Genomic DNA, 20,531 nt, shown 5'->3' with positions numbered 1-20,531 from the left:
CCACCCCGTATCTTGAACCCTACGGAGATTCCATGACCACCAACTCCTCCCGCACCGCCGGCCTCACTCCTTCCGCCCTCCAGGAACTGATCAAGCACGGAAACGGCCCGCGTCTGCTGGACGTGCGCACCCCGGGCGAGTTCCGCACCCTCCACATCCCCGGCGCCTACAACGTCCCCCTGGCCACCCTCCGCGAACACCGCGTCGAACTGCTCAACCACCTGGACGAGGACGTCGTCCTCGTATGCCGCTCCGGCGCCCGCGCCACCCAGGCCGAGCAGGCACTCGCCGAGGCCGGCCTGCCGAACCTGCGCGTCCTGGACGGCGGCATGATGGCGTGGGAAGCGGCCGGGGCGCCCGTCAACCACGGCGAGGCCCGCTGGGACATGGAACGCCAGGTCCGCCTCGTAGCCGGCGCGATCGTCCTGGTCACTGGACTGGCGGCGCTCCTGGTTCCGGGCCTCCACCTGATCGGAACCGCCGTCGGCGCGGGCCTGACGTACTCGGCGCTCAGCAACACCTGCACCATGGGCGTGCTGCTGTCCAAGCTCCCCTACAACCGCGGCCCCCGCAGCGACATCCGCACCGTCATCGCCTCCCTGCGGGACCACACGTGATCACGATCGCCGTCGTACGGACGTCGTCACCCAGCTCGCCGCCGTCTCCCGGGCTCTGGACCGGGCCGGCTTCAAGATCGTCGCCAGCGGAATGCGCCAGTGCCTCGCCGAAAGCGAGGTAGGCGCCCCGCCCATGAGCGAACAGGAACTGGAGAGGCTCTTCCTCACCCTCGCCTGACGCGCGAGCGGCCTCGTGCCGGCACCGGTCCGACGCCGGATTCCTGCCGCGCCACGAACCTTACGTCGGCCCGTCGGCCGAGCGGTGCCCCCCGTCTTCGCACCGGTCGACGAGGATGATCGCCACGTCGTCCGCCAGGCGGCTCTGCGTGTGGCGGAGCAATGCCTGGCGCATGCCCTCCAGGAACGCCTGCCGGCTGTGGTCGCGCATGGTCACCATGGCCTCGGGCAGATCGAAGAAGACGTTGTCCCGGTCGCGGGCCTCGATGACGCCGTCGGTGCACAACAACAGCCGGTCCCCCGGTGCGAACGGATAGCGGTCCGCCTGCCCGGGAGGACCGCTGACGAATTCCTCCAGGCCGAGCGGCGGCAGGGGGACGGTGGGCGTCAAGAACCGGACGGTGCCGTTGCGCAGCAGCAGCGGCGGCGGATGGCCCCGATTGACCACCTCGACGTGAGGGCTGTCGGGGACCTGGACCACGAGCGCGGTGACGAATCCCTCCAGAAGGTCGTCGTCACCGCCGGTCACGCCCGCACCCGTTCCTGCGTTCGCGACGACGGCGTCCCGCCGCAGCGCCGCTCCGCAGTGGTTGATCACCTCCACCAGATCGTCCTCGTAGTGCACGGCCTCCCGGAACGCGCCCAGCACGACTGCGGCGGCCCGTACGGCGGGCAGTCCCTTGCCCCGGACGTCCCCGACGATCATCCGGACCCCGTACCGGGTCTGGACCGCGTCGTACAGATCGCCCCCGATCTGCGCGCCCGTCTCGGCCGCCAGGTACATGCTGGCCGCTCGTACGGGCCCCAGCCGGTCCGGCACCGGCCGCAGCAGGACCTCCTGGGCGGCTGCGGCGATCCGGCGAATCTGGTTGAGCTCGTTCTCCTGGCGCGTGCGCGCGGCGCGGCTGGTCATGAAGCTCGCCATCGCCACCAGGAACAGGGCGAGGAAGTTCGTGTACACCTGCTGGGTGCCCCAGGCGCTGTTGTAGGTGGCGGTGGTCACGCTGACCCCGACGGCCACCCCCGCCGCTGCGAGCGTGCCCTTGGGCCCCATCGTCACCGCTGCCAGAGCGGGTGTCGCAACCAGCAGGGGGCCGGTGTAGATGAAGTGCGCGGGTGTGAGCTCGATGAGGAGCACCAAGAGGGCGATCGCGAAGGGCACGCACTCCGCGAGGGCGAAAAGGACCTGGTGGTGGCCGCCGGCTCCCGGTCCCGGGGGCGAGCGCAAGGGCGCTCTCATGAATACAGCCTGCCTCCCCCGCACCCATGGCCGCCACTCCGGTTCACCGCAACCGCTCCGCGCGAGCTCCCCACGGACAACGGCTACGGCTACGCCCACCTGCGCAGATGCCGGCCGGCCCGCGGCGCCGCCCGGTTTCTGCCACGCCGAAGTGCAGCCCTGGCGAGGGGCAGCGCTGTGTACGGCGTCATGCCTGCTGGCCGACCGGTGCGTCCAGACACCCGGCCGCCGTCTCCCAGGCGCGCGTGACCGCTCGACGGGCCTGCGCCGTCGCCACCGTCAGGTCGTCGGCCAGATGCCTGCGGGCGCCCACATGGACGTGCAGCCGGGGACGGCGCAACGGTGCGGTGAGTAGTCCCGCGACATGCTTGGAACGGGACCCCGAGACGAGGTGCCGGGCCCCTGCCTGCCCGAGCGGAATGACAGGGGCACCGGTTGCGCGCACGAGCCGGGCCAAGCCGCTACGGAACGGTCCGGGAGCCGCTTCCGAGGCATCCTTCCGGTGCGGGAGGCGGCCTTCGCCGTAGATGAGGACGAGGCGGCCGTCCTCAAGAGCCGCCGCGGCGTCATCCAGAGCAGCAGACGCACGCTCGGTACCGCGGTGCACGGCGATGTGCCCCCCGCGGTCCAGCGCACGACCCAGGACCGGTATCCGCCACAGACCGGCGGTTGCCATCACCGCCGGTCGCACTCCCAGGCGGTGGAGGGCGGCCAGCACCACCGCCGGATCGGCCAGGGAGGTGTGGTTCGCGACGATGACGCTGCCCGGAGCGAAGTGCGCGCCGGGGTCGGCCGTGACCGTCAGCCTGCCGAAGGCCGGCACGAGGGTGGTGGCGGTACGACTGAGCATGTGCAGGTCCTTCGGATCCGGCCGAGTTCGGATCTTTGATTCTGGTCCGGCGGTCGCCCGGGCGCCTGAGTAGCCGTGCTCAGGTGCCACCCGTTCCGGCACCTGTTCGGTGAACCGAACGCTCCGCGGTGGCAGCGCTCGGTATCAGCGCACCGTCGTGGGGTGCGGGCACTCCGGCAGTGCAGGACCCGCCCCTGACACCCCCTTTCCGCATTGAACACCCGGATCGTCCTGGCCGTCGTATCCTCACGGCCGGGCAGTGCGGACGAGCTCGCCCGTGTTGCGTCCGACCGCCGGGTCGCGCCGGTGGGACGACGACGGCTCCTACCCTGGTTACGCGGCCCCGCAGGGCGCCTGCCAGATCCCGAACCCGCTGTGGGAACCCGGCCGGTGGCTACGTGCCGGCAGCCGGGACGGCCACCAGGCCGCCCTCGCCCGGGCCGTAGACCTGGCCGCCGCCCGCCCAGAAGGCTGCCGGTGCCAGGAGGTCTCCGCTGTCACCGAAGTGGTACGTCCAGCGGGCCGCTCCGTCCTTCTCCGACAGGGCCCACACCTGGCCCTTCGACCAGACGTAGACCTGCCCGTCGGCGCACTGGAGCGCGGTCGTGCCGAACGCGGGCAGCGTCAGCGAGCCGGCCCAGCGCGTCGTACCGGTCCTGGCTTCGAGGGCGTAGACGTAGAGCAGGTTCTGGCCGCCCAACTGGGCGGCGTAGACCGTCGCGCCGTCCGCGCTCGCTACGACGGCCTGGACGGGCCGGGGGTCGGGGGTGCGCCAGACGACCTGGCCGTTGGCGGGATCGATCGCATAGAGCCGGTCGTTGAGGTAGAGCAGGAGACCACCGGCCGAGCAGTGCGGGCCGTCCGCCCAGGTGACGCGCACGCTGGCGGTGGAGGTAACCGCGTTGCCGCCGCCGGGAGCGGGCTGCTCCCACACGGCCTTGCCGCCGTTCTCGACGTCCAGACCCGAGAGTTTGGGGGCGCTGCGGTCCGGGTTGACCGTCGCGCGGATCACCCGGTTGCCGGTGGACGGGACCATCAGCTGTGCCTGGCCCACGGAGGGGTCGTCGAAGGTCTGCTCCCAGCGGATGCGGCCGGACGCCGGTTCGACGGCCCAGACGAAGGACTTCGCGGAGAACGAGGTGGGGTCGAGCGGGTTCGTGCCGCCGCGGGCGTAGAACAGACCGGTGACGTAGACCAGGCCGCCCAACGTGCCGGGCGCCCAGGCCATCGCGATCTGGGTCTGCGGCTTGGTGGTGGTCCAGGCGACCGTTCCGGTCGCCAAGTCGACGGCCTTCACGCCTCGGCTGGCGATGCCGGCCTGGTCGATGGCGAACAGGGTGCCGTCTCCGACGACGACGCAGGCCCCGCCGATGCCGAACGTGGAACGGTTCGAGTTGCTGGCCAGCGGGCCCCATCGGGGACGGCCGGTCCGGTCGAAGGCCCAGAGGTTGTTGGTGCCGACGGCCACGACGGTCTCGCCGGCGGCTCCGCCGACCACCTGGAGCAGCGGGGCGGTGACCGGGGCCGTCCAGCGGGAAGTCGCGACCGTGGCGGTGTCGAGCAGGCGCGAGCGGTCGGTGAGGTCCGGGCCGGGTGTCCCGGGCGCGCCCCGGTCCCGTACCAGCCATGCGGTGACCGCCCCTCCTGCACCCAATGCCACGGCCCCGCCGGCGGCCCAGAGCAACACCGTGCGGCGGCTCCGGTCGGGGGCGGGCGGGGTGTCGTGGGGTGCCCCGTGGGGGCCGAGGGGCGGGGTGGCCGGCCGGGCGGCGTATGCCTCCGTCTCAGCCGTGCTGCCCGGGGTGGACCCCGGGCCCCGGGCGTCGGCGTACGCCATGGCTGCCGCGTCCGTCTGCTTCGGCCCCGGACGCGGGCCGGACCGGGCGTAGGCCGTCGGGAGGTCGGGTTCGACGGACGTACGGCCGTCCCGCGCCCCGACGACGGCGCCGGCGTCCAGAACCGCGCCGGCCGCCGGATCCGCCTCGGCCGCCGGGGTGGTCGGGCCGCCCATGACTGCGGCGGCCTCTTCGATCGCCGTGATCAGGCGGGGCGGGAGCCAGGCCCCCGCCCTGTGCGGCGCGGCTCCCCGTTCGACGAAGGTGACGACCTGGCGGGGTGTTGGACGGTCCGCCGGGGACTTGGACAGGCAGGCCGCGACCAGCAGGCGCAGGTCCTCCGGTACGGCGGACAGGTCCGGCTCGGCGTGGACGACCCTGTGCAGGATCTCCTGTCCACGGTCCCGGTCCCGCTCCTGGTCCTCGCCCCTCCCCCGTCCGGGAGAACCGACGCCGAACACCGCCTCGCCGCTCGCCGCGAAGGCCAGCGTCGCGCCCAGCGAAAAGACGTCGCTCGCCGGGGTCAGCGGCAGCCCCTGCGCCTGCTCCGGTGACATGTACGCCGGCGTGCCGACGATCGTCCCGGCAGCCGTGAGCGCCGTACCCTCCGCCGCCCGGGCGATGCCGAAGTCGATGACGTGCGGCCCGTCCAGCGCCAACAGCACATTTCCCGGGGTCAGGTCACGGTGCATCAGCCCCGCTGCGTGGATGTTGACCAGCGCCTCCGCGATTCCCGCCGTCAGCGCACGCAATGCCTCGCCCGGCAGCGGGCCTCCCTCGGTCACGGCCCGGTGCAGCGAGATCCCCGGTACGAAAGCCGTCGCCATCCATGGCACCGGAGCGTCTGGATCCGCGCCGACGACAGGTGCGGTGAACGCTCCCGCCACCGCCCGCGCCGCCTCCACTTCGCCCCGGAACCGCGCCCGGAAGGCGGGGTCGTCCGCCAGGTCCGCCCGTACGAGCTTGACCGCGACCGTCCGCCCGCCCGCCGACCTGCCGAGGTAGACGGAGCCCATGCCGCCCGTGCCCAGCCGCCCCGACAGGGTGTACGGGCCGATCCGAGCCGGATCGGACGGATCCAGCGGCTCCATGACCATCGCTCAGGCTCCGTTCGCGTGGAGGGCGGCAACCGTACTGGCGCCGGTGTCGGAGATGCAGACCCGGCCGTCGCCGGCGGTCCAGGCCAGCTCCGCCGGGTTCCTGCCCTTCATGCCGGTGAACTTCCAGCGGGGCTTGCCGTTCGAGGCGTCGAACGCCCAGATCACGCTGTCGGGGCCCATCCGGTAGACGTTCCCGTCGGCGTGCAGGAGGCGGGCGCCGGTGTCAGCGGTGTCCTTGGGTTCGGGCGGGAGCGGGGCGCGCCAGGTCGGCTTGCCGGTGGCGGGGTCCACTGCAGCCAGCGAGGCCCCGCCGTCCCGATCCTTCAGCAGCGCGTACAGCGCGGTGCCGTCCCGGTCGGTCGCAAGGCCCTCGCCCCGCTGGGACGAAGGAACGGCGCCGGGCACCGTCCACGCCTTGGCCCCTGTCGTCTGGTCGAACGCGGCCATGGTGGAACCGGAGTCGGCGACCACGAGGTAGCGTCCGGCCGCGGTCATCGCGCCGGTGGCCACGTCTTGCGTCCAGACGACCTCGCCCCGGCCGTCGAACGCCTTGATACGGCTAAGGTCGGAGATCACCGTACGGTCTCCGGTGCGCGGCACCGCCGAGAAGACGACCGTGGTGTCCGCCTGCTGGAACCACGCGGTCCGGTGCGAGGCCAGGTCGATGTTCCACACGCCGAAGCCGGCGGTGCGGGAATCGCCCACGGTGATGACCGACGCCCGGCCGCCCGAGATACCGCAGATCTTGTACGTGCCGAGGGTGCCGGCCCGGTCGAGGGAGGTCTTCCAGCGGAACGTCCCGTCGGTCAGGGAGATCGCGGCGAGGGCCGCTCCCCCCGTCCCGCCGGGGCCGGCGGGGCCGCCGAACGACTGCCCGACGGTGTACAGGGTGTCGCCGTCGGCCATGACGACGGTCCTCGGCATGGGCGCCATGGCGAAGGTCAGTCCATTCTGGGGACCGTTCAGTGTCCACTTCGTCTGGCCCTTGTCGTCGATCCCCTGGATCTGTTCGAGGCTGACGCACACCACCAGGCCACCGATCGAGAGTACGTCGGGGCAGGTGGCGGGCAGGTTCACCTTCCAGGCCAGCAGAGCCTCCGGGGCGCTGTCCGCCGATGGCCGGTCGACGGCGACCGCCCCCTTGGCGGCCCCGCCCCCGGACTTGCCCTGGCCGCTGGTGTCGCCGGCCGTGCCGTCGCCGAGGGTGAGTGCGGCGCCCACCGCGCCGGCCGCGCCGAGCGCCCCGGCGGTCAGGCCGAGGATCAGCTTGCGGCGGCTCGGGCCGGAGCGGGGCTGGTGGTCCGGGGCCCGGGGAAGGAGCCGCCGGGTCGGCGACGGTGCGGGCAGTGCCGTCAGTACCGCCCTTACGGCGACCACATCGGCCGCGACCGGGTCCGGGAGCCAGCCGCCCGACGGGGCGGGGCGGTCGGCCCGTTCGACGTACTCGACCACCTGGTGCGGGGTCGGCCTGGCGGCGGGATCCTGCTCCAGGCAGGCCTGGAGCAGCGGGCGCAGGCCGGCCGGGACGGCACCGAGATCGGGCGGGGTGTGCACGATGCGGAACATCACGGCGGCGGGTGCGCCCTCGCCGAACAGGTTCTGGCCGCTGGCGGCGAACACGACCGTCGAGGCCAGTGAGAACAGGTCGCTCGCGGGGGTGAGGGGGCGGCCCAACGCCTGCTCGGGGGACATGTACGGGGCCGATCCGATGGCCGCGCCGGTGGCGGTGAGGGCCGTTCCGTCGGCTGCACGGGAGATCCCGAAGTCGATGACGTGCGGCCCGTCCAGGGCGAGCATCACGTTGGCCGGTTTCAGGTCACGGTGGATCAGGCCGGCACCGTGCACCTCGGTCAGGGCCTCGGCCAGCCCGGCGGTCAGCGTCCACAGGGAGTCCTCGGGTAACGGGCCGCGGCGGGTGACCGCCTGGTGGAGCGACACTCCGACCACGAACGCCGTTGCCATCCAGGGCACGTCGGCGTCCGGGTCGGCGTCCACGACCGGAGCGGTGAAGGCCCCCGACACCCTGCGGGCCGCCGTGACCTCGTGCCGAAACCGCTCCCGGAACGCCGGATCTTCGGCCAGGTCCGGTCGTACGACCTTCACGGCGACCGTACGACCACCCGCGGACCGTCCGAGGTACACCGCTCCCATGCCTCCGGATCCGAGTCGTCCAACGAGTACGAAGGGCCCGACCTGCCGGGCGTCCCCGTCACGGAGCTCCTGCATCCGTCTCCCCCTCCCCCCGGACCCCACGGGCCAGGGCAATAGCCAAGAACAACGTCCCATGAAGGGGCGGGACTTGGCTCATCCGGTCATGGCACCTGACCGAGGCGGCATGATGCTACTCCGGGGGCCACGGGTCCGGGCCGGGCGCGGGACATCGACCGACCCGGACGGGCGACCACCCCACCGTCCACAGGTCCCGGGCCTGCCGATCCACTACGTTGAGGGGGCCGATGACCATGTTCTTGCCCGCCCTCCACCTCGATCGCCGGCGGCCCATCGAGGGATACGGCGATGCTGACACGGCCGGGTTCCTCGATCCGGGAGTACCCGGCCACGGCCGCTCCCTGAGGCAGCCAACGGGGATCGCGGCCGCGTTCACGTTGCCGGTGGCGGCGCCCTTCACCGCTCGTGTCACCCTGATCTCCGCGTCAAGAACACATCCATGGCGCGTCAAGATCGGGGGAAGTGCGTGACGGACCGGGAAGCGCCGGAGAACCATCTGGCGGGGTACGCCGAAAGTTTGGGCGAGGCCTGCGCCACGGGACGCCGGCTGACCCGCGCCGAACTCGATGCCCGCCGTGCCGGGGGAGAACAGGCGGCCGAGGCCGGACTCGGCCTGCGCGGGATGATCCGGGAGCATCTGGCCGCGTCGCAGAGCGTCCTCGCGACAGCGCCGGCGAAGGCCGCGGGTTCCCTCCTGGCGGCGGTCGAGCAGGCGGTGGATGCCTTCGTGGAGGGGTACGAGCGTGCTCAGCACCAGGCAGTCCGTCAGGAGGAGGCCGCGCGGCGAGAGTTCATCGACGACCTGCTCTACGGGCGCAGTGATCTGGGCCGGCTGGCGGAGCGGGCAGAGCGGTTCGGGCTGCGGTTGTCCCAGGCCCATGCGGTGGCCGTGGCCAGTGGCCCGGAGCCGTACGGGGACGGCTACCCGGTGGCGCGCGGGATCGAGGCGGCGGTTCTGGCCCGGTTCGCGGGTCGGCAGATCCTGCTGACCACGAAGGACGGGCGCCTGATCTGTGTGGCCCCCGGGGACCAGCCGGACGTCCTGGCGTTCTTCGCGAAGCAGGCGTACGCGGCCACCGACGGGGGCAGGGTGGCCATAGGCCGCTCACACCCCGGCGCCGGCGGAGTGGTGCACTCGTACGAGGAGGCGCTCAACGCACTTGATCTGGCGCAGCGGATGGGCCTGGACGGGCCGGTGTTGCACGCCGCGGACCTGTTGGTCTATCCCGTCCTGACGCGGGACCGACAGGCGATGGCCGATCTGGTGGAAAGTGTGCTGGGCCCGCTCCGCAAAGGGCGTGGAGGTGCCCAGTCCTTCATCGACACCCTCACGGCGTACTTCGACAGCGGCTGCGTGGCGACCGAGGCCGCGCGTCGGCTGTCGCTGAGCGTGCGGGCGCTGACCTACCGGCTGGAGCGGATCCACGGCCTTACCGGCTCCGACCCGGCCGACCCGGTCAACCGCTACACGCTGCAAACGGCAGTGATCGGGGCCCGCCTGCTGGGCTGGCCCGGAACCGAGGCGTGAAGCGCGCCCCACCACACGGCCATGGAGCCCGCTTTTCGCCATCGGCCGCGCGGTCCGCGAACACCGCCACAGGCCTTCCGCTCCTGCCGACATCGGTGATCGGCGCCCGTCCCTGGGCTAGTGTGCGGGCGCTGAGCGAACAGCCACGCCCGTCCTCGACCTCGTGGGCAGGAACGCCCGGAGCTTCCGCCCGTCGTTTTCGATCACCGAACGGGGTCCCGGAGGAGCCGCCCCCGCGGGAAACGCCGAAGGCAGCGTGTGCCAGGGAAGGGAAAGACCGAGTGAGCTGGTTGATCAACGCCGTGGGCTCCGTCCTGGTGCTCTTCGTTCTGAGGGACGTCTTCCACACGCTGTGGCACCCCACGCGTCACGGGGGGCTGAGCCGGATGATCATGTCGTGCTTCTGGCAGCTGTCAGGCTCGCTGACGGCTCGACGCCGAGCCTCCGGGCTGGCAGGTCCCCTCGCCATGGTGGCCGTGGTCGGCGTCTGGGCGCTGACCGTGGTGGTGGGCTGGGCGCTGATCTACTGGCCGCACATGCCCGAAGCGTTCACGTACACCGCCGAACTACGGCCTGCCGATCATGCGGGATTCATCGACGCGCTCTACGTCTCCCTGGTCCACGTCTCCACACTCGGCCTCGGCGACATCGCGCCCACCGAAGGCTGGCTGCGGGTGCTCGCCCCGATGGAGGCCCTCGTCGGCTTCGTCCTCCTGACCGCGACGGTGTCGTGGACGCTCGGCATCTACCCGGCACTGGCCCGGCGCCGCGCCATGGCACTGCGACTCTCGCACCTGTCTCGCACGCACCCCACGACGGAACAGATCGACACGGACGCCGGAGCGGCCGTCCTCGACGGCCTCGCGGACGGCATCTCCGTGATCTCGGTCGACTTCATGCAGTACGCCGAGTCGTACTACTTCTACGACGGAGACGACCGCACGTCCCTGGCCCGCCACCTCACGTACGCCGACAACCTGGCCGACCAGGCGGCAGGAGCCCGCCATCCGGACGTCCGGCTCTCGGCCGCCGTGCTCCGCGCCGCGCTGGAGGACCTCGCCGTCATCCTCGACCAACGCTTCCTCCACACCCGGGGCACGCCACGGCGGGTGTTCGAGGCCTTCGCACACGACCACGGACGCCACGCGGGCCCCTGACGGGAATCGCCCCCGGCGGGGACCGGCACCCCCTGCGGAACGCCGAGCGAACGGCGGTTGTTCGAGCGGGCTGGCCTGGTGACGGCGCTCCTGCTGCTGCGCCGGTCCATCACCTGTGCGGAGGACCGGGTCCGCGGCGAGCCGGTCGCGGACCTGCTGGCTCCGGAGGTGCCCGGCCGGGTCCGCGACACCGGCAGCCACACCCTCCGGGCCCGCTCGCCCGGTCCCTCGCCGCCGAGCTCGGCCAGGTCCTCGGCACCCCCGTCACCGCGGGTTCCGCCGGGCCCGCCGCCGGGCCGGAGGATCTCCCCGGCGCGTACGCCGAGGCATTGCGCTGCGTCGAGGCCCTGCACGCCCTCGGCCACACCGGCCACGGGGCGGGCCTCTGCCCGACCTCGGGTTCCTCGGGGCGCGTGGCGGGGTCCCGGCCCGGCGTCACGCCCCCTCAGGCGGTGTCGCCTCAGGCGGTGTCGCCGTAGGCGTGTCGCCGTGGGCCGCCCATCGTCCGAGGGCGAACCCCTGTCCCTTGCGCTGGACTTCCATCGCGCCGGCACCGCCGAAGTGGGCGGGTACGACCAGCTCCTTCTCGTCTGCGGCCCGTTCGAGGATCCGGCGGCGGCTGCGGACGGCTTGCTCCGGATCCAGGCAGAAGCAGCTGTTGCAGGAGGGGGCCAGGATCTGTACCGGGCTGTGCAGCAGATCGCCGACGAAGACCGCCCGGTCGCTGCCGGAGGCGAGCCGCAGCACGCAGGACCCGGGTGTGTGGCCGGGCGCGGATTCAAGGGTGAGGTGCTCGTCGATGCGGTGGGCGCCGTCCCAGAGCACCATCTGCCCGGCGCGGAGGACGGGCGCGATGCTGTCCTCGTAGATCAGCCGGTCGTCCTCCCGAAGGCCGTTGCCGTAGGCGTTGCCCGGCCCGAAGTGGTGTTCGTCCGCGGCCGGGACGAGGTATTGGGCACGGGGGAAGGCGGGCCTCCAACCCTCGTCCGACGCAACGGTGTTCCACCCGACGTGGTCGCCGTGGAGGTGGGTGTTGACGACGATGTCGACGTCCTCCGGCCGGATGCCGGCCCGTGCCAGCACGCCGAGGAAATCGCCCTGCCGGTGGTGGAACTGCGGTGATCCGGGACGCTCCCGCCCGTTGCCCACGCCGGTGTCGACCAGGATCGTCTTGCCCGCACTGCGCAGCACCCAGGTCTGCAGTGCGACGACCGCCAAGTCGGCATCGGGCTCCCAGTGGTCCGGTGACAGCCAGTCCTCATTGTCCTTCCACACCTCGGCCGCGACCCCCGGCACGAGGTCTCGCGCGGGCACGAACGGCCCCCGCCACTCGATGACCCGGGTGACTTCGACCTCACCCAGCACGATGCCCTGCCTTTTCTCGGTCTTCATGCCCTCGACTCTAGGGAGGCCTGGTGAGCCTCTCAATGTCTGCTCGGCTCAGCTGAATACGCAGCCGTCTCACCTCTGAAGCCGAGGGATACCCTGACCCGATGGATGTGGTGAGCGACGCCGTAGCGGCGGTACGGATCGGGCAGCCTTCCTCCAACCGGGTCAGGGCGAGCGGAAGGTGGTGTGCGCGCTTCGCCCCGTACGACGGAGCGGGTTTCCACGTGGTGTTGGAGGGCACCTGCTGGCTGCTGCCCGACGGCGGCGATCCGGTCTCGCTCGCCGCCGGCGATGCGGTGCTCCTGCCGCACGGCACGGGGCACGTGATCGCCGACTCCCCCGCCGACGCGGCGGCCCTGGCGCGGGCGGTGCCCTTCGAGTTGTTGCCCGACGGCGTCCGGTCGGAGAGGGCGGCGGGCGGGTCCACGGCCGCCTCCGGCAGCGTGGAGATGCTGTGCGGCAAGTACCGGCTCGACCGCAGTCGCGCCCACCCGCTCATGCTGGAGCTGCCGAAGGTGGTCCACCTGCCGAACCGCGTCGGCTCGCACCTCGAACTCCGTTCGGCCATCGCTCTGTTGGGGGGCGAGCTGAGCGAACAGCGGCCGGGCTCCTGCATGGCGGTGCCCAGCCTGCTCGACCTCCTGCTCCTCTACATGATCCGCTCCTGGATGGCCGAGGGCGCGGGCGGAGCCTGGTCGGCCGTGCTCGGCGACCCGGTGGCGGCCGCCGCGCTGCGTGCGCTGCACTCGGACCCGGCCGCGCCGTGGACCAATGACCGGCTGGCGGCCGAAGCGGGCGTCTCCCGCCCCACTTTGGCGCGCCGGTTCACCGCCCTCGTCGGCCGCCCCCCGATGGCCTACCTCACCTGGTGGCGGCTGACCTACGCCGCCACCTTGCTCCGCGACACCCCGGACTCCCTGGCCACTATCGCGCGCCGGGTCGGGTACGGCACGCCCTACGCCCTGTCGCACGCCTTCAGCAGGGAGTTCGGGACCACCCCGGGCCGCTATCGAGCCGGGGTGGCCGCCGCCCCCGAGGCGGCCCGGCGCCCGTGAACGGCGAAGGCGCATCGCCACCGCCGCTCACGGATCGACGGGGCCGGCTCAGCGGGTCGGGCACTTCTTCCAGGCGAAGTGGTACACGGTGTTGATGCTGCCGTCCGTGGAGTCGACGGTCATGTAGCTGGTCTTCGTCTTGTCGGAGGTTCCGACGTCTGCGCGCAGTTCTGTGTTGATGTTGAAGTTGCGCTGTTCCCCGCAGGGTGCGTAGACCAGGGCCTCGATGCCGGTGGTGTCGGTGACCTGCCAGTTGTCGTCGAGCGCACCGTGGAACAGGTGGGTGCGGTTGGCCGTCTGGCTCATGCCCTGGAAGTAGTAGCTGGCCTTCTGGGTGCCGATCGCTCCTTCCTCCAGTTTTCCGTAGCCCCGGTAGTCGACGTGCGACACCGCGTAGGTGAAGCCCTGTGGGACGTGCACGAGGAGGGAGAGGAGGCAGTTCTTGCGGCCTTCGGTGGCGGTGCTGTCCCCGCCGGCCGCGGCGAGGTACTCGCTGTAGGTGACGGTGAAGGCCGAGTTGTCGGGAGCGACGGCGACGGTGGCGCTGCCGGGGCGGCAGCCCGAGCCGTTGACCGTGGCGACGTCGACGGTCACCCTCTCGAGCGGCGCGGCGGCCGTGGCCGCGGCCCCGGCCGAAGGGGAGAGCGTGACGAGGCTTCCGGTCACGGCGACGGCGGTCAGTGTGGTGCGAAGTGACTTGATCACGTCGTCATGGATAGCCGCCGGGGGTGGCGGCCGGTCGTCACGGGGTGCGCCGCCTCACTCGACCGGGCGGTTCGATTCACCGAAGAATCGATTCACCATTGGCGACCGGACCGCCGAACGGCCCAAGCGACCCCGCATCCTCCCTCTCCAGCCGCGTTATTCCGCGGCATTTGCGGCATTTCTTCTACCATGGGGCGCAGGTTCAAGGAGGAGGGCTCATGGCCGGTCCGCTCGTACGACGGTCCGCCGTGCTGTCCGCATGCGTGGCCGTGGCCACCGCACTGGGTTCCCTGACCACCCCGGCCCCGCCCGCCTCGGCCGCCCCGGGGCACGAGGTCCCGGCCGGACACCACCGCGCGGACGGCGGCGCCCACCCGGTCGAGGCGAACCCCGACGAGGTCGCCGTACTCGGCGAGGAGCACGCCCGCGCGCACGCACAGCGGCGGCTCGCCCTCACCGGCCCCAAGGACTACCCGCAGTCGAAGCGCACTGCCGGCCTGGCCTCCCTCACCGCATCCCAGCGACAGGTCAACGCCGGATTCGCCGCAGCGCAGTTCGGCCGGTTCACGGAGTTCTTCCCGTCCCCCGACTTCGGCGTCCACACCGCCCTGCTGCCCACCGGCAGGGTGCTGCTCTTCTCCTTCGAGCGCGTGGAGGTCAATCCCACCAAGGAGACCGGGCCCACCGACAGGATCGGGCGGACGAACGCGGGTCGCGCGTTCCTGTGGGATCCGGCCAAGGGCACCGGACCGCGGGCCTTCAAGAAGGTGGAGCCCCCGACCGTACTGATGCCGGACGGCACCTACGCCCCGCGCCCGGCCCCCTTCTTCTGTGCGGGGCACGCCTTCCTGCCCAACGGAATGGTCGGGGTGTTCGGCGGCAACACCGGCGGCAAGGGCGGCAGCGGCGCCAAGCTGTCCTTCGTCTTCGACCCCTGGACCGAGACCTGGTTCCGCAACCAGGACATGTCCGTCGGCCGCTGGTACCCCACGGTGGTGACCGGGGCGGACGGTCGGCAGATCATCATGTCCGGTCAGTCCGAGCGGGGTACGGGTACGCCCACCCCGGTCGTGGAGCGTTTCCCCGCGCTGCGGCATCCCGTGCCCTGGCGGCCGTACGACATCCCGGTCGGCCTGCCCTCGGAGCGGCTGCGGGTGAACGCGCCGTTCCGCAACGACTATCCGCACCTGTTCTCACTGCGGGACGGGATGGTCTACGGCCTGGGCCGGGACGCCGACCAGCAGTGGGTGTTCGACCCGGTCAAGGAGACCCGTACCGACCTGCCCAGGCGCCCGGCCGACTTCCGGGGCTACGGCTCGGCCGTCCCGCTGCCGGCCGGCCTCCGCGGCCCCGACTCCGTGCTGGTGCTCGGCGGCGACCCGCACGACCCGAACACCTACCGACTGTCCGGCGGCCGGTGGACCACCGAAGAGCCACGGGCGTTCGGCCGCACCCAGGACGACACGCTGATCCTGCCGGACGGCAGTCTGCTGACGGTCAACGGCGCCCTGGACACCCGGGACTACGGGCACGGGCCGTTCAATCCGCAGGCCGACCTGACGTACCGGCAGATCGAGCTGCGCGACGCCCACGGCCATTGGAAGCTCGGCCCGGCCCAGCGGCTGCCCCGCGGCTACCACTCCAACGCACTGGTGCTGCCGGACGGCCGGATGATGGTCACCGGCGATGAGCTCCAGCAGATCGCCAACGACCCCGACATCCGGGACGCGACGGACGGCAGCATCGAGCTCTACGAGCCCGCGTACCTGCACCGGGGCGGCCACCGGCCGACCCTCGACCGGGCCCCGCGCGGCGAACTGCGCTACGGAGCGGCCTTCGAGGTGCACAGTTCCACGGCGGGCGAGATCACCCGGGCCGTCCTCCTGGCGCCGACCACCGTCACCCATGCCGTGAACACCAGCCAGCGTCATCTCGACCTGTCGATCACGGGTGTGCGCGGCACCGCGATCGGGCTCCGGACGCCGCCGAGTGCCGCTGACGCCCCACCCGGGTACTACATGCTGTTCCTGCTCGACGGGAGAGGGGTACCGAGCACGGCCGCATGGGTCAAGCTCGGCGCCCCCCGCTGACGCGCCGGTCCCCCACTTCGCCACTCGCGCCATTCGAGCCCGCTACAGCGGTGGACGGAACGGAGCGGCCGGGGCGCCCCCTTCGACCGTCTGACCGCCGACGGCAGTGCGCTGTTGCCGGTGACGGGGCCTCCCGTCGGGTACGACGTTCTTCTGGAAAACACACCCCCCTGCAGCGGTCCCGCGGCCTCTCCCTGATCCCGCAGGGCGTCATCCTCAGGCGGAGGAGAGGATTCCTCACCGCTCGTGACGAGAGCAATTCGGCAGGTAGTAATTAGGTGAATCCCTGACTGAATTGCCGTCAATAGGCCTCCACTCTATATCTCGATTTGATAACGACATCGACGGCAAGGCCTGGACCATTAGCGCCCTACGCGCGTAACTGGCCTTCATGCAAAGCGAGTTGACTGTTCATCAAATCAAAGCAGAAGGTAACAGCCTGATATCTCGGGGCCCATTCCCGTTTGTCCGAATTCTCCACCGCGCCGGTCTGGCAGGCTTCCGCGAACCCACTCCTCCGACCAAGGATTTGAGGTGCGCATGACTAGACATCGCAGGAAGCAGCGTGAACACCGGCGCAAGCCCCGCCGGTTGATACTCCTCACCGCCGCCATGGCCACGGGGGCCGTGCTCGCGGCTGGCCTCGCCTACTCCGGGCTCGGCGACGACGCGCAAGCGGGGACGACCGCACAGGCCGACGCGGCCGCGGACACCCTCGTACCGGCTGCCGCACCGGCCCGCGACGCGGAGCCGGCGCCCATCGTGGGCGAGCCCGCCAACGAGACCGCCAAGGGCATGGTCTTCGACGGACTCAAGGCCGCGCCGAAGGGCGACCGTTGCGTAGGCGTCTACCGTACGGAGGCCGGACTCTGCACCCACGGCCCCGACGCCCCGCCCAAGGACGTCGACATCAAGGCCGATGTCGCACCCGTCGTCAAGACCAAGGCTCCGGCAGCCGATCCGGCGAAGCCCGAGGCCGCAGAAGCGGGCGGCCGTGCCCAGGACGCGCCCGCCGCCGACGCCCAGTCCGCCAAGGCCGCCCCCTCCGCGGCGCCGGCGCCCGCCGCCTCCGGCGGCAGCCAGGCCGTCGCGGCCGGTCCGGCCGGCCAGACCGTGCAGTGCGACGGTGACGGCAGCACCGGCAACCGCGTCCAGGTCGTGTACGTCCACGGCCCCGACCGCGACCGCTACTCCGAGTACCTCGCCTCGTTCCGCAAGTGGGCGGCCGACGCCGACCTCATCTACTCGACGAGCGCCCAGGAGACCGGCGGCATCCGCCACATCCGCTACGTGACGGCCGCGGACTGCACGCCGACCGTGCTCAACATCGAGCTTCCGGCGTCCGCGCTCTCCGAGTTCAGCGCGACCAACAACGCGCTCGCCGGCAAGGGCCTCGACCGCCGCGACCGCAAGTACATGATCTTCTCGGACACCCAGGTCTACTGCGGCATCGGCACCTTCGCGGGCGACGAGCGGCCCGGCCAGAACAACCAGAGCAACTTCGGCCCCTCCTACGGCCGTACGGACTCCGGCTGCTGGGGCGGCCACACCGCGGCGCACGAACTCGGCCACAACCTCGGCGCGGTCAACAACAGCGCCCCCAACACCAGCCGCGGCGCCCACTGCACGGACGAGTGGGACGTCATGTGCTACTCGGACACCCCGTACTACCCGCAGATGCGCAACGTGTGCACCAACCAGGCCGCCGAGAACATCCTGGACTGCAACCACGACGACTACTTCCACACCAGTCCGAAGCCGGGTAGCTACCTCGCCACGCACTGGAACATCGCCGACAACCAGTTCCTGATGAAGGCCAACGGCGGCGGCGGTACGAACCCCGACCCGAACCCCAAGCCCACGCCGACGCCCACCCAGAAGCCCACCCCGACGCCGACCAAGTCCCCCACCGGCGGCCCGAAGGTGACGGCGGCCCAGATCCAGTCGAACTCCGTCGTGGTGAGCTGGCCGAAGGTCGACGGTGCCGCCTGGTACCAGGTCCTGCTGAACGGCAAGCACCTGACCTGGGTCCAGTCCCAGGCCCTGCGGATCTACAACCTCCAGCCCGGTACGGAGTACAAGGTCGCCGTCTCGGTCCGCGACGGCTCCGGCCGTGACACCGGACCCGGCAAGGCCACCTCCTTCCGTACGACCGGTGCGGGCGGCGGCACCACCACCCCCGGCACCCGCTACACGCTCGGCAACGGCAGCACGGGCATGGCCGCCGAGCTGTGGGGCGGCCGCAGCGCAGACGGCACGGTGCTCGTCGGAGCGCGGGCCAACGGCTACGCCCAGCAGCAGTGGCTCTTCGACGACGCGGGTGGCGGTCTCGTCCGCATCAAGTCCGCGGTCTCCGGCAAGTGCCTGCAGACGGGCGGCGCCCCGGCCGCGGGCATGTGGATCGCGCAGCAGCCGTGCGGGAACGGCGCCACGCAGAAGTGGAAGCTGTCCTCCCGCGGTGGCAGCGTGACGGTCACGGACCCGAGCGGCGGCTTCGCCCTGTCCGTGAGCAACCGCCCGTACTACGGGGACTGGCTGCTCGACCTCCAGCGCGCGGACGGCCGCGCGTCCCAGGTGTGGACGGTCCAGAAGGTCGGCTGACCCTCCCCCCGGCAGGCCTCCTGCCGGCTGACCCCCCGTCGGTGGACGGCCGCCCCGCGCGGCCGTCCACCGACGTCCCTCATTCCCCACACGGCAGCTCCCGCAGCCAGCCGCAGCTCATCGCATCCCACCGCACCAGGAGCACCCCAACGATGCGTACACGACACGCTTTCCCGGCCCTCACCGGACTCGGCTTCCTGTTCCTGTTCCTCGCTCAGGCACTGGCCGCGCCCACTGCCGCCCACGCCCACGGCGACACCGTCAAGGTCGTGGTCACCGGACAGCGGGAAGGCCATGTCACCACCGACATCACCTGGGAGAACGACGGGGACGCCATCGAAGAGGCGGTCGCCGCGACGGTGAACGCGACCAGCCCCGACGGTTCCCGCTCCATGGGTCCCTGGCGGCTGGTCCGCGACGCCCGCACGCGCACCGGCTGGAGCACGGCCGAGGTCCTTCCGCCGGGCTCCTGGAAGGTCACCGTCGACGTGGGATTCCCCTCCCTCGGGCACGGGGAGAAGGAGATCGCCGTACCGGTGGTCGACCCGGTGCCGTCCGCCGCAGCGTCCGGCGCACCTGCCCCGACCGTCCCGCCGGTGTCGCCCGTCGCATCGGCCCCCGCACCCTCGCAGACCCCGTCGCAGGCCGCGTCCCAGGTCCCGTCGCCCGCGGGTAGCCCGTCCGCGTCCCCGGCCGGCGAGGGCGAGGACAGCACCGTCTGGTGGACCACTGCGGGAGTGGCCGTGATCGCCCTGGCCGGCGCCGCCGCCGGCGTACTGCTGCGCCGCGCCCGGGCCCGCAGGCGCTGACGGAATCCGGGGCGGCACACGGGTGGCCGAACCCTTCGGTACGACCTGACAACCAAACGGGTCCGCGTTGACAGTGGAATTCGCCGTGCCGTTCATTCGGTGCATGGACATCACCACCACCGCCGTGCGCTCCACCATCCGCGTCGTCCGCCCCTTCCACACCTTCGAGGGCGAGGGCTTCCCGGTCCGCCGCCCCTTCCCGCAGCCGGAACTGCCCCTGGTCGACCCCTTCCTGATGGTCGACCAGGTCGGCCCGCACGAGCTCGGCCCGGGCGAGGCCAAGGGTGCACCGCCGCACCCCCACCGCGGCTTCGAGACCATCCAGTACGTCATCGAGGGTGCGATGGAGGACATCGACTCCGAGGGGCACGAGCGCGTCATGAACCCCGGCGAGGTCCAGTGGCTCACCGCCGGGTCGGGGCTCGTCCACCTCGCCCGCCCCACCCCCGGACTGCTCGCCGACGGCGGCCCGCAGCACCTGCTCCAGATCTGGGTGAACCTTCCGGCCCGGCTGAAGGCGACGCCGCCGCGCGTCCAGTACGGCTCCGCCCCGGGCGACATCCCCACGGTGGCGACCGAGGACGGCGGCGCCGAACTCACCGTGATCGCGGGCACCACCCACGGTGTGAGCGGCCCGTTCGACACCCACACCCCGGTGCTCGTCGTGCACGCCCGCCTCGTGGCCGGCGGTCGCGCGGAGTTCACCGTCCCCACCGGGCACAACGCCATGCTGTACGTCCTGTCCGGCACCGCCGCCACCCCGGACGCCCAGCTCCCCGACGGCCACCTCGCGATCCTGGGGCGGGACGCGGAGCGGTTCACGGTGCAGGCTCCCGAGGGAGCCGCCGAGGTCCTGGTCCTGGCCGGCGAGCCGATCGGCGAGCCCGTAGCCCGCAGCGGCCCGTTCGTCATGAACACGGCCGCCGAGATCCGTCAGGCGCAGCTGGACTACCAGCGCGGGCTGATGGGGCACATCAGCATCTGAGGCCTGAGCCGGGACCGTCGATCTCGGCTCCCGTCGCGGCCGGAGCTCCCCGGAGCGGGCCGTGACCGGTCCCTGCTGGCCGTGCCCGGCCCGGCCCCGGGCCGGCTGCTTCGGGGTCGGCCGGCGCACCGGGATTTCCGGGGCGGTACCTGGACCGGCCCCGG

14 protein-coding genes and 1 pseudogene are annotated in these 20,531 nt (G+C 72.0%); 9 read left to right on the top strand and 6 right to left on the bottom strand.

The window, feature by feature from the left end; all coding sequences use genetic code 11:
* The first annotated feature begins 32 nt into the window (after nt 1-32).
* Together ABZZ20_RS21015 and ABZZ20_RS21010 are read left to right on the top strand one after the other, a co-directional pair.
* Nucleotides 33-617 (top strand): rhodanese-like domain-containing protein, encoded by a 585-nt coding sequence (locus tag ABZZ20_RS21015; protein WP_356871639.1) that lies wholly within the window; start codon nt 33-35, stop codon nt 615-617.
* Nucleotides 616-795: pseudogene (locus tag ABZZ20_RS21010) on the top strand (metal-sensing transcriptional repressor); the annotation flags it as partial. The gene ABZZ20_RS21015 and the pseudogene ABZZ20_RS21010, both read left to right, overlap by 2 nt.
* 60 nt (nt 796-855) lie before the next feature.
* On the opposite strand, the gene ABZZ20_RS21005 reads toward ABZZ20_RS21010, so the two are convergent.
* The 4 genes from ABZZ20_RS21005 to ABZZ20_RS20990 all read right to left on the bottom strand — a co-directional run bounded on the left by ABZZ20_RS21005 (nt 856) and on the right by ABZZ20_RS20990 (nt 8,045).
* Nucleotides 856-2,034, bottom strand: a complete 1,179-nt coding sequence (locus ABZZ20_RS21005) for a PP2C family protein-serine/threonine phosphatase (RefSeq protein WP_356871637.1) — start codon at nt 2,032-2,034, stop codon at nt 856-858.
* 187 nt (nt 2,035-2,221) lie between these two features.
* Nucleotides 2,222-2,884, bottom strand: a complete 663-nt coding sequence (locus ABZZ20_RS21000) for a lysophospholipid acyltransferase family protein (protein ID WP_356871635.1) — start codon at nt 2,882-2,884, stop codon at nt 2,222-2,224.
* Nucleotides 2,885-3,278: 394 nt separating this feature from the next.
* The gene (locus tag ABZZ20_RS20995) at nt 3,279-5,810 is read right to left on the bottom strand and encodes a serine/threonine-protein kinase (RefSeq protein ID WP_356871870.1); all 2,532 of its coding nucleotides are present in this window, start codon (nt 5,808-5,810) and stop codon (nt 3,279-3,281) included.
* A 9-nt stretch (nt 5,811-5,819) separates the two neighbouring features.
* Nucleotides 5,820-8,045 (bottom strand): PQQ-binding-like beta-propeller repeat protein, encoded by a 2,226-nt coding sequence (locus ABZZ20_RS20990; RefSeq protein WP_356871633.1) that lies wholly within the window; start codon nt 8,043-8,045, stop codon nt 5,820-5,822.
* Nucleotides 8,046-8,487: 442 nt separating this feature from the next.
* Here ABZZ20_RS20990 and ABZZ20_RS20985 point away from each other — a divergent pair, with 442 nt between their 5' ends.
* A complete protein-coding gene (locus tag ABZZ20_RS20985; protein ID WP_356871631.1) occupies nt 8,488-9,576 on the top strand; it encodes a helix-turn-helix domain-containing protein in 1,089 nt (362 codons plus the stop codon).
* A gap of 281 nt (nt 9,577-9,857) precedes the next feature.
* On the top strand, nt 9,858-10,733 hold the full coding sequence (locus tag ABZZ20_RS20980) for a potassium channel family protein (RefSeq protein ID WP_356871629.1): 876 nt from the start codon (nt 9,858-9,860) through the stop codon (nt 10,731-10,733).
* A 435-nt stretch (nt 10,734-11,168) separates the two neighbouring features.
* Here ABZZ20_RS20980 and ABZZ20_RS20975 read toward each other — a convergent pair whose 3' ends face one another.
* The gene (locus ABZZ20_RS20975; RefSeq protein WP_356871627.1) at nt 11,169-12,125 is read right to left on the bottom strand and encodes an MBL fold metallo-hydrolase; all 957 of its coding nucleotides are present in this window, start codon (nt 12,123-12,125) and stop codon (nt 11,169-11,171) included.
* 101 nt (nt 12,126-12,226) lie between these two features.
* On the opposite strand from ABZZ20_RS20975, the gene ABZZ20_RS20970 reads away from it, so the two are divergent.
* The gene (locus tag ABZZ20_RS20970; RefSeq protein ID WP_356871625.1) at nt 12,227-13,177 is read left to right on the top strand and encodes an AraC family transcriptional regulator; all 951 of its coding nucleotides are present in this window, start codon (nt 12,227-12,229) and stop codon (nt 13,175-13,177) included.
* Nucleotides 13,178-13,225: 48 nt separating this feature from the next.
* Here ABZZ20_RS20970 and ABZZ20_RS20965 read toward each other — a convergent pair whose 3' ends face one another.
* Nucleotides 13,226-13,879, bottom strand: coding sequence for a DUF4360 domain-containing protein (locus ABZZ20_RS20965; protein ID WP_356871868.1), 654 nt, complete (start codon nt 13,877-13,879; stop codon nt 13,226-13,228).
* 221 nt (nt 13,880-14,100) lie between these two features.
* Here ABZZ20_RS20965 and ABZZ20_RS20960 point away from each other — a divergent pair, with 221 nt between their 5' ends.
* The 4 genes from ABZZ20_RS20960 to ABZZ20_RS20945 all read left to right on the top strand — a co-directional run bounded on the left by ABZZ20_RS20960 (nt 14,101) and on the right by ABZZ20_RS20945 (nt 20,367).
* On the top strand, nt 14,101-15,972 hold the full coding sequence (locus ABZZ20_RS20960) for a galactose oxidase-like domain-containing protein (protein WP_356871623.1): 1,872 nt from the start codon (nt 14,101-14,103) through the stop codon (nt 15,970-15,972).
* A 540-nt stretch (nt 15,973-16,512) separates the two neighbouring features.
* Nucleotides 16,513-18,573 (top strand): RICIN domain-containing protein, encoded by a 2,061-nt coding sequence (locus tag ABZZ20_RS20955; RefSeq protein WP_356871622.1) that lies wholly within the window; start codon nt 16,513-16,515, stop codon nt 18,571-18,573.
* Nucleotides 18,574-18,725: 152 nt separating this feature from the next.
* Nucleotides 18,726-19,382: a hypothetical protein gene (locus ABZZ20_RS20950; RefSeq protein WP_356871620.1), complete on the top strand. Its 657-nt coding sequence runs from the start codon at nt 18,726-18,728 to the stop codon at nt 19,380-19,382.
* Between the two features lie 103 nt (nt 19,383-19,485).
* A complete protein-coding gene (locus tag ABZZ20_RS20945) occupies nt 19,486-20,367 on the top strand; it encodes a pirin family protein (protein ID WP_356871618.1) in 882 nt (293 codons plus the stop codon).
* The last annotated feature ends 164 nt before the right edge of the window (nt 20,368-20,531 follow it).

This window comes from Streptomyces sp. NPDC006430 (assembly GCF_040612395.1).
Classification (GTDB): Bacteria; Actinomycetota; Actinomycetes; order Streptomycetales; family Streptomycetaceae; genus Streptomyces.
This window is presented reverse-complemented; position numbering and strand designations above follow the sequence as displayed.

Excerpts from the sequence above, each read along its gene's own strand:
- ABZZ20_RS21005 (WP_356871637.1), bottom strand. The coding sequence starts at position 2,034 with ATGAGAGCGCCCTTGCGCTCGCCCCCGGGACCGGGAGCCGGCGGCCAC.
- ABZZ20_RS20985 (WP_356871631.1), top strand. The coding sequence starts at position 8,488 with ATGGCGCGTCAAGATCGGGGGAAGTGCGTGACGGACCGGGAAGCGCCG.
- ABZZ20_RS20995 (WP_356871870.1), bottom strand. The coding sequence starts at position 5,810 with ATGGAGCCGCTGGATCCGTCCGATCCGGCTCGGATCGGCCCGTACACC.
- ABZZ20_RS20990 (WP_356871633.1), bottom strand. The coding sequence starts at position 8,045 with ATGCAGGAGCTCCGTGACGGGGACGCCCGGCAGGTCGGGCCCTTCGTA.
- ABZZ20_RS20945 (WP_356871618.1), top strand. The coding sequence starts at position 19,486 with ATGGACATCACCACCACCGCCGTGCGCTCCACCATCCGCGTCGTCCGC.
- ABZZ20_RS21000 (WP_356871635.1), bottom strand. The coding sequence starts at position 2,884 with ATGCTCAGTCGTACCGCCACCACCCTCGTGCCGGCCTTCGGCAGGCTG.
- ABZZ20_RS21015 (WP_356871639.1), top strand. The coding sequence starts at position 33 with ATGACCACCAACTCCTCCCGCACCGCCGGCCTCACTCCTTCCGCCCTC.
- ABZZ20_RS20960 (WP_356871623.1), top strand. The coding sequence starts at position 14,101 with ATGGCCGGTCCGCTCGTACGACGGTCCGCCGTGCTGTCCGCATGCGTG.
- ABZZ20_RS20950 (WP_356871620.1), top strand. The coding sequence starts at position 18,726 with ATGCGTACACGACACGCTTTCCCGGCCCTCACCGGACTCGGCTTCCTG.
- ABZZ20_RS20955 (WP_356871622.1), top strand. The coding sequence starts at position 16,513 with ATGACTAGACATCGCAGGAAGCAGCGTGAACACCGGCGCAAGCCCCGC.
- ABZZ20_RS20970 (WP_356871625.1), top strand. The coding sequence starts at position 12,227 with ATGGATGTGGTGAGCGACGCCGTAGCGGCGGTACGGATCGGGCAGCCT.
- ABZZ20_RS20975 (WP_356871627.1), bottom strand. The coding sequence starts at position 12,125 with ATGAAGACCGAGAAAAGGCAGGGCATCGTGCTGGGTGAGGTCGAAGTC.